This window comes from Rhodococcus erythropolis R138, assembly GCF_000696675.2.
Lineage (GTDB): Bacteria > Actinomycetota > Actinomycetes > Mycobacteriales > Mycobacteriaceae > Rhodococcus_F > Rhodococcus_F erythropolis.
Window position 1 is genome coordinate 1,491,984 of sequence record NZ_CP007255.1, and the last position, 13,790, is coordinate 1,505,773.

The following is a 13,790-nucleotide window of genomic DNA, read 5'->3' on the forward strand; positions in this document are numbered from 1 at the left end:
TTCAGGCGGCGCCCACCATCCTCAATGCCAGGTCTCCGTACAGTTTTCCAATGTCTTCCGGATTCGTGTAATTGCCGGCCGGGAACCAGCGGCACACGTCGACGCACAGGGACATCAAGGCGAGGGTGACGCCTTCGGCATCGGGGATCGTGAAGTCGCCCGACTGGACGCCGGCGTCGACAACCTCCCGGACCACCCGCGTCGTGCTGCGGCGAAGCGCGACGACGGTTCGGTAGTGCTCTGGTGTGAGTGCAGTGAGTTCGTATTGGACAACGCGAGCGAGTGAGTGGTGTCCGGCCTGCCAACTGGCGAAGGTGCTGACCAGTTCCTGGAGGCGAACGGACGGCTCTTCACCCGGTCTGTCGGCGCCCTCGACCACCTTCAACGCTTCGGTGTGACCTTCGAAGCTGATCGCGAAAAGCAGCTCTTCTTTCGAGCGGTAGTGCGGGTACATGGCGGCGGGACTCATGTCGAGTCGTGCGGCGATGTCACGCGTGGTGGTGCCGCCGTAGCCCGCGGACGCAAAAGCGTCCACGGCTGCCGCGCGTATACGGGCCGCAGCTTTGGAGGGGCTGATCACCACGTCAGGTGAATCGCTCACGGTTTCCTCCAGGTGTGACGGATTTCGATGTTGACAATATCCCGCTCTCGATTCACTATAAGCAGATGCTTAGATTCTAAGCGGATGCTTAGGAACATCGTTACGTGTGGCATTGCCACGCCGAAAGGAAGCAACTCGTCATGCGTCGCACTCTGTACGGACCCGATCACGAGGCATTTCGCGAATCTGCCCGCGAATTCGTCAACCGGAACATCCTTCCGGTCGCAGAGAAGCTGATCGACCAGCGCTTCATCGATCGTGAAATCTGGCTCGAAGCGGGACGCAACGGCTTCCTCGGACTCGAGGTTCCAGAGGCGTACGGCGGAAGCGAAGCCGGCGACTACCGCTTCAACGCTGTTCTGGCCGAAGAACTCTCGCGTGCCAGTGCAGCTGTTGCCTCGAGCTTCGGCATCCATGCCGACGTCGTTGCTCCGTACCTCGTTCAGCTCACCACCGAAGAGCAGAAGCAGCGTTGGCTGCCCAAGTTCTGCACCGGTGAGATGCTGACGGCCATCGGCATGACCGAGCCTTCCGGCGGATCCGACCTCGCCTCGCTCAAGACCACTGCGGTCAAGGACGGCGACGACTGGATCATCAACGGCTCCAAGACCTTCATCACCAACGGCTACAACGCTGATCTCGTGATCGTGGCGGCGCGGACCAGTCCCGAGAAGAAGTCCAAGGGCATCACGCTCTTTGCCGTCGAAACCGGCATGGAAGGTTTCGAGCGCGGACGCAAGCTCGACAAGGTCGGCCAGCACGAGTCCGATACCGCCGAACTGTTCTTCGAGAACGTTCGCGTGCCGTCCACCAACATCATCGGTGAGATCGACCGCGGGTTTATCCACATGATGGAAATGCTGCCGCAGGAGCGCGTCGGCGCTGCGGTGTCCAACATCGCGCACGCTGCTCCGATCCTCGAAGAGACGCTGCAATATGCCAAGGACCGCAAGGCTTTCGGTCAGCCGATCGGCTCGCTGCAGTGGAACAAATTCCTTCTCGCGGATCTCGTGACCCGCATCGAGGTCACCCAGGCTTACGTCGACAACTGCGTCGCAGCACACGCTGCCGGCGAGCTGACCGCCATCGACGCCGCCAAGGCGAAGTGGTGGACCGCGCAGGTTCAGAACGAGGTCCTCGATCACTGTGTTCAGTTGCACGGCGGCTACGGCTTCATGACCGAGTACCGCGCCGCTCGCGCGTGGATGGACGCCCGCGTCACCAAGATCTGGGCCGGATCCAACGAGATCATGAAGGAACTCATCGGCCGCGATCTCGGCCTGTAATTTCGCAACTGCAGTCCATATGTCACTGCAGTCGATACGCCACTGCAGTCCATACGTCACTTCCCGAACCCGACGACACAGGAGCATCACCGCGCATGTCTGTTCTCGACAAGTTCTCTCTGACCGATCGAGTGGTCATCGTGACCGGTGCGTCGTCGGGCCTCGGGGTGGCGTTTGCGAAAGCCGCAGCAGAGGCCGGTGCGGACGTCGTCCTCGCTGCTCGCCGCGTCGACAAGCTCGAAGACACGGCCAAGCTCGTGCGTGACGCAGGCCGCGAAGCGTTGTGCGTGGCCACCGACATCGTCGATCCGGCACAGGCTCAGAACATGGTCGACGCCGCGATGGAGAAGTTCGGCCGCGTGGACGTGCTGGTCAACAACGCCGGCGTCGGAACTGCCGTTCCGGCGACCCGTGAGACCCCGGACCAGTTCCGCGCCGTCATCGACATCAACCTCAATGGGTCCTACTGGGCAGCGCAGGCCTGCGGCCGCGTCATGCTCCCGGGCAGCTCCATCGTCAACATCTCAAGCATTCTCGGATTGACGACCGCCGGACTCCCACAGGCCGCCTATGCGGCGAGCAAGGCAGGCGTCGTCGGGTTGACCCGTGACCTCGCACAGCAGTGGGGAACGCGCAAGGGCATTCGCGTCAACGCGATCGCGCCCGGCTTCTTCAAGTCGGAAATGACAGACCAATACAACGACGGCTACTTGGACGCGATGGCTCCGCGCCTGATCCTCGGCCGCATGGGCGATCCGGAAGAGCTCGCGGCCACCATGGTGTGGCTCGCGTCCGAGGCAGGCGGATACGTCACCGGTCAGACCATCGCCGTCGACGGAGGAATCACCATCACCTGACGCCGATGCCGAGATGTCGCCGGCTTTGCCGTATAAGTAGCTGGTGACCTCTCGCGCCGAACCTCAGGAGAACTGGGAAGACCGTCCGCCACCATCCATGGCTGCGACGGAGCTTCTGCGTGACCTGCCGGTGACTGCCCGCGGCGTCCGGACCAGGGCTTCTCTGGTCGCAGCGGCTCGAACGGTGTTCGAGCGCGCGGGGTATCTCGATGCCCGTCTGACGGACATCACCAAGGAAGCGAACTGCTCCACCGGCACGTTCTACACCTACTTCGACAACAAAGAGCAGATCTTCGCCGCAGTTCTCGACGTTGCGCAGGAAGACATGCTGCACCCCGGCATGGGACGGGTCCGCGACGTCGACAATCCGTATGCGGTCCTCGAATCGAGCAACCGTGCCTACCTGACGGCGTTTCGCCGCAACGCCAAACTGATGGGTCTGCTCGAGCAGGTATCGCACATCGATCCGGCCTTCGCGAAACTGCGTCGGGACCGAGCCGAGACCTTCATTTCTCGTAATGCCCGAGCCATCGAACGCTTGCAAGCAGCTGGCAAGGCAGACGGCTCGTTGGATCCGCTGTTGGCTTCCCGCGCACTGTCGGCGATGGTGAGCCGTCTTGCCTACAGTTCGTTCGTCTCCGAGGAACCTGGCGCCGACGGCAACCCCGTCCCGTTCGAGGACGTCGTCAAGACGGCTACTCAGGTGTGGGCCAACGCGCTGGGCCTCGAAGGCGACCGCGGGTAGTTTCAGCCTTCGCCGCGGGCCGCGAACTGCTGCTCGAGGCTGTGGCGCAACGTCTCCTCGCTGTTCCTGACAGCGTTTTCGACGAACGGCCCGATCAAGCGGCCGAGAGCTTTGCCGGCAATGCCGCCGGGGAGTTTGTAGGCGAAGTCGACGGAAAGCGCGGTCTTGGAATCGTCGATCGCGGCGAACTCCCACGTGGACGAGTTGGATACACCGCCGAGCGAAGACAGCTTGATGATCCGATTCTTCTCCCACTCGGTGACCTCGAGCTTGGAGCGCAACGTGCTTGGCCCGATCTGCATGGCCGCGTCGAACGTGGCGCCGAGCCCCTGATCGAACTCTCCGAACGGTGTGAACTCGGAAACACCGAACATCCACGTCGGGACGTTGCGGTAGTCGTCGATGTAGTCGAAGGCGACATCAACCGGCACGGCAGCAACCGCGGAGTGGCGAACATGGATCATGACTGGTCCCTGTCTTTCGGTGAACATCGACTGTAACCAATGGCACCGACGCGTTCGGCGGCGGCGCAACGGCGATCTACGGTATCGGTATGACGAACGAGCTTCCGGTACGCGGGTCCTGGCGCGATTACGAAGACCTGGAACTGCCGAAACCGCTCGCTGCGGCGCTGGAGGCGTTCGTCGAGCAGGGCTATCACGGGACTTCGATCCGTGACGTCGCGTCGCGGTCCGGGCTGTCGGTGCCGGGGCTCTACCATCACTACCCGTCCAAGCAGGCTCTGTTGATCGGTCTGGCGACCGTGGTGATGACGGAGTTGTTGGAGCGAAGCCGCGCCGCCGAACTCGACGCCGGGGACGATCCCTCTGATCGCTTCGACGCGGTGATCGAATCTCTGTTGCGGTTCCACATGTTTCGACGCGAGCAGTCGTTCGTCGCTTCCTCCGAGATCCGCAGCATGGAGCCCGACAGTCGGGCTGGTTACATCGCGCAGCGCGACGAACAGCAGAAGCAGGTGGACCGGATCGTCCTCGACGGCGTTGCTTCGGGCGTGTTCGATGCCGACCATCCCGAGGATGCCAGCCGAGCTGTCGTGACGATGTGCGTCGCCGTCGCGGTGTGGTACCGACCGGACGGTGAGTTGTCTCCGGACGAGTTGGTGGAGAGGTATCTGGAGATAGCGCGTCGGATGGTGGGGGCGTAGGAGCGATCACCCGGAATGCTTCAGCATTTCGAGGGCCGCATCCCGGCCGACGTCGAAGGGGTCGGTGCCGATACCGATACCGTCTGCGACGAGGGCGCCTTCGTGAAGCAGCATGATTGCCTCGACGAGACGTTCGTCGGCTTCCCCGTCCGTCGCCAGAATGCGCCGAAAGACGTCCAACATTTCCTGCTTCTGTTCGGCGATGACAGCGAACACCGGATGTGACCGATCGCTGAACTCGGCGTGAGCGTTGACCATGCTGCAACCCTTGCCTCCGCTCGCCTTGGACCAGGAGGCGGAAGCGTCGAATGCCGCACTCAACTGCTCGGCGCGGCTGTGCCCGGCTGATGCGAGCTTCTTGTCGCGAAAGGCTCGCCACCGCCGATCTCGATCCTTCAGATATTCCACGACGAGGCCGTCTTTCGAGCCGAACCGCTCGTACAGAGTCTTCTTCGTGACCCCGGCGTCCAGTGCGACGGTATCCACGCCTACGGCGTGAATTCCCTTTTCGTAGAACAGCTTCGACGCCGACTCCAGGATGCGACGTGCTTTCGGAGTCAATTCGGGTACGGATTCGTCTGCCATGGACAAAAGTATACCGATCTGTATAGTCGAGCTCATGAGTAAACAGATCGGTATACCTCGGATCGTGACCTCGAGATCTGCCGTGACGGCTACCTTGTCGGTCCTGTTCGTCGCGTGCTGGAGTTCGGGATTCATCGGAGCCAAACTCGGCGCCGGCAGTGCCGAGGTCTCCACGCTGCTGATGTGGCGTTTTCTCCCGCTTGCGGCGGTACTGGTCCCGATTGTCTGGCTGTCCGCCCGGCGCCGGAAAACGACACCGACACCGCGGGCTCTCGGCAGGCAGGTGGTGATCGGAATACTCTCCCAGAGCGGCTATCTGTTGTCCGTTTACTGGGCAGTCGATCTCGGCGTGAACACCGGAACCACAGCGCTGATCGACGGTATTCAGCCGCTGGTGGCAGCCGCGCTACTCGGTCCGGTCCTCGGCGTCGCGGTCCCGCGGATGCAGTGGATCGGATTGGCGATCGGACTGGCCGGCGTCGCGATGGTCACGGCAGCCGACGCCGGGGCGGGTACATCGGCCCCGTGGTGGGCGTACGCGATTCCGTTCCTGGGAATGCTCAGCCTCGTTGCATCCACCTTCGTCCAGCAACGCGCTCCCGCGTCCACACCGCCACTGCAGGCCTTGGCCATCCACTGCTCAACCAGCGCAATAGTTTTCACAACTCTGGCGATCGCCTCTGGTGCTGCCGTACCGCCGAGTGTCAGCATATTCTGGATCGCATTGCTCTGGTTGATCGTGTTGTCGACCTTCGGCGGATACGGGCTGTACTGGTTGTTGCTTCGTCGCATCGGCATCACGTCCGTCAACACCTTGATGTTCTTGATCGCCCCCGTCACCGCGGTCTGGGGCGCACTGATGTTCGGAGAATCCTTCACTCCGTTCACCGCTCTCGGCTTGGCGGCGGGCATCGTCGCCGTCGTCGTGGTCACCCGGGTGGACAATCGACCGAAGAAGCAGGACGAGAGCACGGATTCCTGCCCGGCAAGAGCTCCGATCACGTCGCGCTGACGAAGCCCGATCGTGATGTGAACCGCTCGCGGAGCGCGGCGATTTGTTCTGCGGTGAGCTTGAGTCCGTTGATTGCGTAGTCCTCGACTGCGCCGAATTGCGTGCGCATTTCGTCGAGCGCGGCGTCGAAGTAGCTGTCGCGGACTCCGAGGAGCGGCCGGAGCAGTTCTCCGTCAACGCCTTTGCTTGCGGCGAAGTCGAGGATCGATTCCGTCATAGGTGCCAGATCGGTGTTCGTCTCCAGGTAGTCGGCGCGTACATCGGCTTCGTCGGCGCCGAGGAGGAGCAAGAAAGAGGTCGCGGCCCACCCGGTGCGATCCTTGCCGGTGGTGCAGTGGAAAAGTGCTGCACCGGTGCGTTTTTCGTCGATGAGGTCGAGATAGAACGCGCGGTAGGCGTCGAGGGCGGACGGCAGGGTGACGAAGTTGCGGTTCGCTTCCTCCATCTGTGCGATCCCACGTCCATCGCTGATGGTCTCGGCGTACGCGACCGGGTCCGTCATGAGTAGTCCGGTGGCCGCGGCGTTTTGGGCATTGTCGGCGAGAACGTCGAGCCAGACCGTCCGCGTCGAGTCAGGGAGATTGTCGAGCGCGCCGTCGCGCTCGGCAGCGGTCCTCAGGTCGTAGACCGTCCGGACGTTCAAGTCGGCGACCGCGGCGACGTCGTCGCCGTCGAGTTTCGCGAGCGTCGCCGAACGGTAGAGCGCGCCGGCGCGGACGGTGCCATCAGCAACGGGAATGCCACCGAGATCCCGGAAGTTCGGAGCGGTCTTCAGGAGAACGCGACGATCGAGCGGGTGAGTTGGCATGGCTGACTCCTTGTGGGTTCCGTTTCCGAACTGATCATTCATGCCTTCTGCACACTGCGCACGAGCTTTTCGGCATTGCGTCTCTTGATCCACTTGTCGATGACGAGAGCCATGAAGATCCATCCTCCCAACGCGGTGATCACCCACACGATGATCGGGGCGAGGATCCAGGACCCGACGCCGCTGATCTCAATGCCGTCGGGGACCAGGGTCGCAACCCAGAGCGCGAGCAGCGTGGCGACCAAGCCGACACCGCCCGCGAGCGGAGCCGCGTAGTGCAGTGCCACGCTGAGCACGAATGGGCCGAGAATCATGTGGGCGAGGGTGAATACACCGATAGCGGCCAAGAAACCGTTGACGCTCAGGCTGACCCCGGGCAGCGCAAAATGCACGACGATCAGCGCGATCGCGCCGAGTACACATTGCGAAATGAGCTGAAATAACAGACGCATGGCTTGTACCTCCGTGATCAGGTCGAGTCACCCGAGAGTGGTGTGTGCGTGGGGAACGCTTTGCTGGAGGGCCTCGGGACGAGGTGCCGTCCAGGTGCCGTCGAGCACGTCGGGGCGGGGGCGGTACAGGCGCAGTACGTAGTTCCAGCCCGGCATGATGGGCAGTGCGTTCGCGACGCCGTCGAGATTGACGCCGAACCGGATGGTGGTGCTGCCGTCGGAGTCGGGGGTGGCTGTGAGGCTGTTGATGCTGTTGACGCCCAAGGCGTTCTCTTCGAAGTATCCGGCTGCGTTGTACAGCGAGACCGACCAGAACGCATCCACGGGAACATCGTTCAGGCGGAGACGGTATTCCCCGACCGGGAGACGTTCGTCGAAGTTGACGTAGGTGGCCTCGTACTCGGGAAGGCCACCCCAGCCGGATGCGGTACCGAGCAGGTGCCTGATCGGGTCGACTTCCGCCGCGGTGCCGAATGAATGGTCGTAGGTGGTGATGCCACGAGCGAGTGCGAGGAGCGCGTCGCGGGTCTCGGTCTGCGACTGTTCGTCGTAGTCGGGCAACGGGAACTCGCCCGTTCCGCCGCCGTCGATGGTGAGGGCGTCCTGCAACCGGTTCACCTCGGCGACGTCTTCGGGGCTGTTCGGATCGACGAGGATGCGCACGATCAGTGCGGCGTAGTCGGTCCCGACCAATTCGCGTGTGAGCAGGTGCTCTCCCGGATCGCGCAGGATGACGGGACCGAAATGATCTTGACTGACCACCCAGACGGAGATGTAGCGCTTGCCGGTATCGGGCACCGTGATCGTGACGTTTTCGCGCACGTCGATGATCGCGCTGCTGTACAGGGTGTCGCGGTTCTGGCGGATGATCGGCTGGTTGTCGAGTGACCCGAGCTCGCGAGTGTGGTTCCACGTGCCCAGGCCGACGCCCGCGGCCAGGCGAGCGAACATGAGATCGGATTCTGCCCGATTGAAGCTCAGGACGTTGACGGCGATCGTGGACATAGCGGATTCCAATCGGTGTCGGGGTACGGAAGCGGGCGCGGTAATCCATGGCCCGTCGGGGTGAATCAGCCCAGCAGTCGTGCTTTCGCGGCTTGGAACTCGGCGTCGCTCAGTAGGCCTTGTGATTTGAGATCGCCGAGTTTCTGCAACTCGGCGACGAGATCGACCGGGGGTGCGGGTGTGGGGAGTACGGCCTGCTGCTGGGCGAATTCGTACTGCGCCTGCTCGTAGTCGGCCTGAGCTCTCCTTTGCCGGCGGGTGGCCATACCGTCGCTGACGGCGGTCGCGGTACCGGTCACGACCGCGGTGCGGGCGGCGAGGCCCAGCAGTCCAGGGCGTCCTCGTCTCGGGATGTACGGCATGTCAGACCTCCAATTTCGGGATGATCGTGTCCACGAGGGCATTGACGACGGGTGCGGGTATCCGCTCGTAACCCAGTAACACCGCGCCGGACTCGGCGGTCCGGGCGGCGAGTTCGCGCTGATAGACCAGCTCGAGCGCGACCAGCAGCGCTGAAGCGCCGGCGGGAATCGCCTCCGCGAGTTCGGTGATGTCTTCATGCCCGAGCAGACCGGACGCGCCGAGCATTTCGACGTTGATCTCGAAGCCGTTCGGCAATTCCTCGACCTCGACGAGGGTGAGTTCACCGTCGTCGGACTTGGAGATGACGATCAGATCGAGGAGTCGTACCAGGCCGGTATCCGTGATGTCGGTGAGCGCGGAGAACGCGGCGGGGTCGAGGCTCTGCCCCGGCAGACCGAGAAGGTAGAAGTCGACGGGGCCGAAACGCGCGGCACTCACGAGAGCACCTTCAGCTTGAGTGCGGCAAACTCTTCCTCGCTGATCGATCCGGCTTCGAGGAGTGCTGCAGCTGTGGCGATTTCCTCGCTGGGACTCTTTCCTGCGACTTCGCGGATATACGATTCGGCCGCGCTCTCGGCCTCGCGTGCGGCCTTGTTGCTGCGTTCCGTCATCCCATCGCCGCGGGCGACGAGATAGACGAGCGCGGTGAGGATGGGTAGGAAGAGCAGGAAAAATATCCAAACAGCTTTCAACCAGCCGCTCAGCTTGTGGTCGCGGAACAGGTCGGCGACGATCGCGAACAGCGCGAAAAGATATCCGACGAAGACGGTCGCCCACAGCATCCAGCCGAGGCTTTCCCAGAAACTCATGTGTCTTGTCCGTTCGTGTCAGGCCTGCGCATCGGCATTCCGCCGACTCGCGCTTTCAGTTGATTCCGGCAATTCTCACCGGTTTCCGCATGCTTCGATCGCTGTCTCATCCGAAGCGGATGAGACGGGATTTCCACGGCCGTCGAACGTCTCGAGTATCTTCGACACATGATCGAAGCCGTGCGTGACGCACTTGCCTCCGGTGAGGCGGAGCAGGCTCGACGCGTCCTGCGGAAGAACTGGCTCCGTCTGATTCTCGAATCTCATACCAGGGAACTCGAGCAACTCTGCCTTGCGCATCCCGATCCGCACGATCCACACATCCTGCTGATACGGGCGTGCTGCCGCGACCTCAGCGGCGATCCGTACGGCGCGGAGTTTCTACGCGGGCAGGGTCTACGGGTTGCGTCCGACGATTTTGTCGTCTGTTTCACCGACCTACTGCTCGCTCCGGACACCTCGACCAAGGCCGTCATCGCCGATCGCGCGCGTCACGCCCTCGCCCAGTGCGAGCCCGAGGACGATTACCCGTCCGCACTTTTCCTCCTCGGGTGGACCGAGATCAGGCTTCGTCGTGATCTACCTCGCGCCATCGCGCTACTTCGCTCCGCCGGCGATGAAGCGCGGTTGCAGTCGCGTGCGGAGACGTTGCGTCTCGCGCAATCCAATTTGGCTTTTGCACTCACCCACGCGGGAGTGTTCACCGAAGCCGAACAGATCCTCGACGGCCTTCCTGCCCGAGAGGTTGCATCCGACTGGGAACGCTTCGAAGGTGGACTCCCACAGTCGAATCGAGGGTGCATCGCCTATTGGCGTGGCGACTTCGAGGAAGCGATCGCTCAGTTCGACTCGATAATCGTGGAGGGCAGTCCCGGAACCAACTTCGAGGCGCTCGCCCGTCTGTACCTGGTGATGAGCCTGATCGCTCTGAACCGGAAAGACCGGTACCACAACGCCGCTCGGCTGCTGCGAGGCGTGAGCACTGCGGACAAGCACGGCATTCCTTGGGATACGCTGCGGCGCGTCACCACGGCCTGGCTCGCCCACGCTCAGGGGCAGGACGAGCAAGCGCGCCGCATCGCGAAGCCCACGCTGACCAGAACAGGTGCTGCGGTCGCTCACGCGCTGCTCGCCGAGCTCTATCGAGTCTTGGGGGATCCGGAACCGTCGGCGCAGGCGCTTCGGTTGGCAAGCTCGGCCGCGCTGCCGCGATATGCGCTGGTGAGCACACTTGTCACCTCTGCAGCGCTGAGCTCCGTCGCAGGGCGTGGGCCGCAGGCGCACGAGCAGCTGGATCGTGCGCTGGCTGAGGCAATCCCGGAGCAGATCCTCGCCCCCTTTCTCAGCGGCGATCCGGTAATTGTCGATCTCTTGAACGCGCACGCAATACAGGGGTCGAGACACCAGGACCTCCTGCGCACGATTCTGGAAAAACGGAGCAGGCTCTCTGCCCAGCTCGCCGGAGTCCTGACCGAACGCGAGAACGAGATTCTCACTTTTCTGCGCACCACGATGACTGCAGACGAGATCGCTGCGCACCTCGGCATCGCCTATCCCACTGTGAAGACTCACATTCGCTCGATTTACCGCAAATTAGGTGTGGCCAAGCGGCGTGCCGCTGTTCAAGCAGCCGACAACCTAGACCGCGGGATCGGGGGCGATTCCGCGACGGAGGCTGCGAACCGTCAGATCCAAGGCTTGTAGTCGAGTCCCGGAACCGCGGTTCACGTAGTCCATCGACGTGTAAAGCAGTGACCACAGTAGGTTCTGCACCCAGTCCGAACCCATGTCGGGGTCGATGGACCCGTCGGAGTGTCCGCGTTCGATGGCGTCGGTGACTCCGTCGTCGTTCGACGCGGACTCGGCAAACGAATCTTCTTGATAGACGCCGGGAGTGAAGAACAGGACCGTCAAAAGGTCGGCCAGTTCGAAGTATTCGTGGCAGAGGCGAACCAGTGCCTCGGCTCCGGTGCCCTCACCGAGTCGCGCCGCTGCTGCGGCCTCACCGACGGCGCGAGTGGCCTCGGCCGCGACTGCGTCGACCAGGTCGGATCGTTCGGGAAAGTAGCGGTGCAAAGTGGTCCGGCCGACCTTCGCGGCCGAAGCGATCTCGCTGAGGGTCGCAGCAGGCTTGGATGCGAACACCGAAACGGCAGCATCGAGGATGGCCTTCCGTGTGCGCTCGCGGGTCGCGCTTTGTTCTGGTGCGCTGTGGATCGTTGTCACGAATTCGAAGCGTAGCCGTGTCCGGTTTCGGTATCCAGTGTTTCCGAATCGGAATTTCTCTTGCCCTTTATGGAACATTCGTGTTCCATAAATTCATGCTTGAATCCGACGCTTCTCAGCCCGCACCGAAATGGAGCAATCTCCGCGTCCTCTCGGAGTTCGCTCGACCGCATCTGCCGTCGCTCCTCCTCGGATTGGTACTGGCGCTGTGCGGCTCGGCGGCGACGCTGGCAACGCCGATGGTCACCAAGTGGGTTCTCGACACCCTCGATACCGGTGCGTCGCTGAAGGGACCGATCCTCACGCTCGTCGTCCTTCTGATCGTCGGTGCTGTGCTCGGTTGTGCTCAGTGGATCGTTCTCGGAACCGCCGCCGAGAAGGTTGTCTTCGACGCCAGGTCTTCGCTGGTGAAGCGATTCCTGGCGGCGACCGTACCTTCGCTGCAATCGCGATCCGTGGGTGAATTGGTCACCCGGGTCACGTCGGACACCTTGCTGCTGCGGGAGGCGGCGTCGTCGGCCGCGGTGAATATTCTGAACGCAGCCGCGTTGACCATCGGAACGATTGTTCTGATGGGCGTTCTGGATCTGCCGTTGTTGGGGGTCACCATGGTGGCAATCGTGTTCGCCTCCATACTCTTTGCCGTTCTGATGCCTCGGATTTCCGCAGCCGAAGCGCGAACCCAGGAATCGCTCGGTCAGCTTGGCGGCGTACTCGAGGGTGGCTTGCGTGCGATCCGGACGGTCAAGGTTTCCCTCGCCGAGGATCGCGTCGGCGCTCTGGTGACGAACAATGCGTCCGATGCGAAAAAGCATGCGATCACGGCGGTTCGAGTGTCGGCAACCGCGTGGACTGTCGCGTGGACCGCCATTCAAGGATCGATCATTGCCATCCTGGGCTTCGGTGCCTGGCGAGTCGCCGACGGCGAAATGGCAGTCTCGACGCTCATCGCGTTTCTGCTCTACGCCTTCACCCTGATGGGGCCGGTGTCGGAGCTGGCGCAGAATGTGACTTCCGTTCAGTCGGGAATCGCGGCAGCTATCCGGATTCGCGAGATGCAGTCGTTGCCCACCGAGCAGTACGACGAGGTCGTGGACGTGGTCGCGAAAACAAGCGCTGCCGCGCCGCTGATCGAGTTGCGCGACGTCACCGTGAGTTATCACGGATCGAACCAGCCGGCGTTGCGCGATGTCTCGCTGGTCATTCCGACGCGTGGGCACATGGCCATCGTCGGCCCGTCGGGTGCCGGAAAGACGACCTTGCTCTCGACTGTGCTGCGATTTGTCGAACCGCGATCGGGTGAGGTTCTCCTGCATGGAGTCGGTTACGACGCGCTCGATCACCGCGCTGTGCGCGAGAGTCTCGCGTACGTGGAGCAAGAGACACCGGTGGTGCCCGGAACGATTCGGGAGAACGTCGTCTTCAGCCATCCCGACGCGACGGACGAAGAAGTCCAGGCCGTTCTGCGCTTGCTCCGACTCGACGACGCGATCGAGGCCCTGCCGAACGGACTCGACACCGCTCTGACGGCCACCTCGCTGTCGGGCGGCCAACGTCAGCGGATCGCGATGGCACGCGCAGTTCTGCGACCGAGTGCTTTGCTTCTGCTCGACGAAGCCACTGCCCAGGTCGACACACTCACCGAAGCCGCGATTGTCGACGCGATCAACGAACGTGCACGTACCGGGGCCGTGGTGACCATCGCTCACCGGCTCTCAACGGTGCGTGACGCCGACTGGATCGTGGTCATGGAAGACGGTCGGATCCGCAACATCGGCAACCATGACGAGCTCATGGACAAGGACGATCTGTACCGCGACATGGTGGTTGCCGGCCGGCTCGATCAGGGCGAGGCGATGCTCGAAGATTGTTGACC

The 13,790-nt window shown here is 62.7% G+C and carries 17 protein-coding genes; 7 read left to right on the forward strand and 10 right to left on the reverse strand.

Annotated elements, in window-relative coordinates; translation table 11 throughout:
* Nucleotide 1: 1 nt before the first annotated feature.
* On the reverse strand, nucleotides 2-601 hold the full coding sequence (locus H351_RS06945) for a TetR/AcrR family transcriptional regulator (protein WP_020970923.1): 600 nt from the start codon (nucleotides 599-601) through the stop codon (nucleotides 2-4).
* Between the two features lie 140 nt (nucleotides 602-741).
* On the opposite strand from H351_RS06945, the gene H351_RS06950 reads away from it, so the two are divergent.
* The 3 genes from H351_RS06950 (at nucleotide 742) to H351_RS06960 (ending at nucleotide 3,489) form a co-directional block, all read left to right on the forward strand.
* Complete coding sequence (locus H351_RS06950; protein ID WP_007730036.1) at nucleotides 742-1,887, forward strand: acyl-CoA dehydrogenase family protein; 1,146 nt, start codon at nucleotides 742-744, stop codon at nucleotides 1,885-1,887.
* A gap of 95 nt (nucleotides 1,888-1,982) precedes the next feature.
* Complete coding sequence (locus H351_RS06955) at nucleotides 1,983-2,744, forward strand: SDR family NAD(P)-dependent oxidoreductase (RefSeq protein ID WP_003939707.1); 762 nt, start codon at nucleotides 1,983-1,985, stop codon at nucleotides 2,742-2,744.
* 97 nt (nucleotides 2,745-2,841) lie between these two features.
* On the forward strand, nucleotides 2,842-3,489 hold the full coding sequence (locus H351_RS06960) for a TetR/AcrR family transcriptional regulator (RefSeq protein WP_019745481.1): 648 nt from the start codon (nucleotides 2,842-2,844) through the stop codon (nucleotides 3,487-3,489).
* 2 nt (nucleotides 3,490-3,491) lie between these two features.
* Here H351_RS06960 and H351_RS06965 read toward each other — a convergent pair whose 3' ends face one another.
* Nucleotides 3,492-3,953, reverse strand: coding sequence for an SRPBCC family protein (locus H351_RS06965; protein WP_029256351.1), 462 nt, complete (start codon nucleotides 3,951-3,953; stop codon nucleotides 3,492-3,494).
* Between the two features lie 89 nt (nucleotides 3,954-4,042).
* On the opposite strand from H351_RS06965, the gene H351_RS06970 reads away from it, so the two are divergent.
* Complete coding sequence (locus H351_RS06970) at nucleotides 4,043-4,654, forward strand: TetR/AcrR family transcriptional regulator (RefSeq protein WP_029256350.1); 612 nt, start codon at nucleotides 4,043-4,045, stop codon at nucleotides 4,652-4,654.
* A gap of 6 nt (nucleotides 4,655-4,660) precedes the next feature.
* Here the strand turns inward: H351_RS06970 and H351_RS06975 are convergent, their stop codons facing one another.
* Complete coding sequence (locus tag H351_RS06975) at nucleotides 4,661-5,239, reverse strand: TetR/AcrR family transcriptional regulator (RefSeq protein WP_029256349.1); 579 nt, start codon at nucleotides 5,237-5,239, stop codon at nucleotides 4,661-4,663.
* An 82-nt stretch (nucleotides 5,240-5,321) separates the two neighbouring features.
* Here H351_RS06975 and H351_RS06980 point away from each other — a divergent pair, with 82 nt between their 5' ends.
* Nucleotides 5,322-6,251 (forward strand): DMT family transporter, encoded by a 930-nt coding sequence (locus tag H351_RS06980; RefSeq protein ID WP_029256348.1) that lies wholly within the window; start codon nucleotides 5,322-5,324, stop codon nucleotides 6,249-6,251.
* On the opposite strand, the gene H351_RS06985 is transcribed toward H351_RS06980, so the two are convergent.
* The 6 genes from H351_RS06985 to H351_RS07010 all read right to left on the reverse strand — a co-directional run bounded on the left by H351_RS06985 (nucleotide 6,238) and on the right by H351_RS07010 (nucleotide 9,688).
* Nucleotides 6,238-7,059 carry a tyrosine-protein phosphatase gene (locus H351_RS06985; protein ID WP_244891456.1) on the reverse strand — a complete coding sequence of 274 codons (822 nt, stop codon included), beginning with the start codon at nucleotides 7,057-7,059 and terminating at the stop codon, nucleotides 6,238-6,240. The genes H351_RS06980 and H351_RS06985 overlap by 14 nt on opposite strands.
* A 38-nt stretch (nucleotides 7,060-7,097) precedes the next feature.
* Nucleotides 7,098-7,511 carry a phage holin family protein gene (locus H351_RS06990; protein ID WP_020970904.1) on the reverse strand — a complete coding sequence of 138 codons (414 nt, stop codon included), beginning with the start codon at nucleotides 7,509-7,511 and terminating at the stop codon, nucleotides 7,098-7,100.
* Between the two features lie 27 nt (nucleotides 7,512-7,538).
* Entirely contained in the window at nucleotides 7,539-8,516 is a 978-nt protein-coding gene (locus H351_RS06995) for a DUF1214 domain-containing protein (protein WP_029256346.1), read from the reverse strand.
* Nucleotides 8,517-8,581: 65 nt separating this feature from the next.
* Nucleotides 8,582-8,878 carry an SHOCT domain-containing protein gene (locus H351_RS07000; protein ID WP_019745452.1) on the reverse strand — a complete coding sequence of 99 codons (297 nt, stop codon included), beginning with the start codon at nucleotides 8,876-8,878 and terminating at the stop codon, nucleotides 8,582-8,584.
* Between the two features lies 1 nt (nucleotide 8,879).
* Complete coding sequence (locus tag H351_RS07005) at nucleotides 8,880-9,317, reverse strand: DUF6325 family protein (protein WP_029256345.1); 438 nt, start codon at nucleotides 9,315-9,317, stop codon at nucleotides 8,880-8,882.
* On the reverse strand, nucleotides 9,314-9,688 hold the full coding sequence (locus tag H351_RS07010; RefSeq protein ID WP_019745450.1) for a PLDc N-terminal domain-containing protein: 375 nt from the start codon (nucleotides 9,686-9,688) through the stop codon (nucleotides 9,314-9,316). The genes H351_RS07005 and H351_RS07010 overlap by 4 nt, the downstream gene beginning before the upstream one ends.
* Before the next feature lie 168 nt (nucleotides 9,689-9,856).
* Between H351_RS07010 and H351_RS07015 the strand changes: the two genes are divergently transcribed.
* Nucleotides 9,857-11,392 (forward strand): LuxR C-terminal-related transcriptional regulator, encoded by a 1,536-nt coding sequence (locus H351_RS07015; protein ID WP_021345644.1) that lies wholly within the window; start codon nucleotides 9,857-9,859, stop codon nucleotides 11,390-11,392.
* Here the strand turns inward: H351_RS07015 and H351_RS07020 are convergent.
* Nucleotides 11,327-11,914, reverse strand: a complete 588-nt coding sequence (locus H351_RS07020) for a TetR/AcrR family transcriptional regulator (RefSeq protein WP_019745447.1) — start codon at nucleotides 11,912-11,914, stop codon at nucleotides 11,327-11,329. The genes H351_RS07015 and H351_RS07020 overlap by 66 nt on opposite strands.
* Nucleotides 11,915-12,009: 95 nt before the next feature.
* Between H351_RS07020 and H351_RS07025 the strand changes: the two genes are divergently transcribed.
* Nucleotides 12,010-13,788 carry an ABC transporter ATP-binding protein gene (locus tag H351_RS07025; RefSeq protein WP_037120584.1) on the forward strand — a complete coding sequence of 593 codons (1,779 nt, stop codon included), beginning with the start codon at nucleotides 12,010-12,012 and terminating at the stop codon, nucleotides 13,786-13,788.
* Nucleotides 13,789-13,790: the final 2 nt, after the last annotated feature.

Excerpts from the sequence above, each read along its gene's own strand:
- H351_RS06955 (WP_003939707.1), top strand. The coding sequence starts at position 1,983 with ATGTCTGTTCTCGACAAGTTCTCTCTGACCGATCGAGTGGTCATCGTG.
- H351_RS06950 (WP_007730036.1), top strand. The coding sequence starts at position 742 with ATGCGTCGCACTCTGTACGGACCCGATCACGAGGCATTTCGCGAATCT.
- H351_RS06975 (WP_029256349.1), bottom strand. The coding sequence starts at position 5,239 with ATGGCAGACGAATCCGTACCCGAATTGACTCCGAAAGCACGTCGCATC.
- H351_RS07010 (WP_019745450.1), bottom strand. The coding sequence starts at position 9,688 with ATGAGTTTCTGGGAAAGCCTCGGCTGGATGCTGTGGGCGACCGTCTTC.
- H351_RS06960 (WP_019745481.1), top strand. The coding sequence starts at position 2,842 with ATGGCTGCGACGGAGCTTCTGCGTGACCTGCCGGTGACTGCCCGCGGC.
- H351_RS06985 (WP_244891456.1), bottom strand. The coding sequence starts at position 7,059 with ATGCCAACTCACCCGCTCGATCGTCGCGTTCTCCTGAAGACCGCTCCG.
- H351_RS06970 (WP_029256350.1), top strand. The coding sequence starts at position 4,043 with ATGACGAACGAGCTTCCGGTACGCGGGTCCTGGCGCGATTACGAAGAC.
- H351_RS07015 (WP_021345644.1), top strand. The coding sequence starts at position 9,857 with ATGATCGAAGCCGTGCGTGACGCACTTGCCTCCGGTGAGGCGGAGCAG.
- H351_RS07000 (WP_019745452.1), bottom strand. The coding sequence starts at position 8,878 with ATGCCGTACATCCCGAGACGAGGACGCCCTGGACTGCTGGGCCTCGCC.
- H351_RS07025 (WP_037120584.1), top strand. The coding sequence starts at position 12,010 with ATGCTTGAATCCGACGCTTCTCAGCCCGCACCGAAATGGAGCAATCTC.
- H351_RS06995 (WP_029256346.1), bottom strand. The coding sequence starts at position 8,516 with ATGTCCACGATCGCCGTCAACGTCCTGAGCTTCAATCGGGCAGAATCC.
- H351_RS06965 (WP_029256351.1), bottom strand. The coding sequence starts at position 3,953 with ATGATCCATGTTCGCCACTCCGCGGTTGCTGCCGTGCCGGTTGATGTC.
- H351_RS06990 (WP_020970904.1), bottom strand. The coding sequence starts at position 7,511 with ATGCGTCTGTTATTTCAGCTCATTTCGCAATGTGTACTCGGCGCGATC.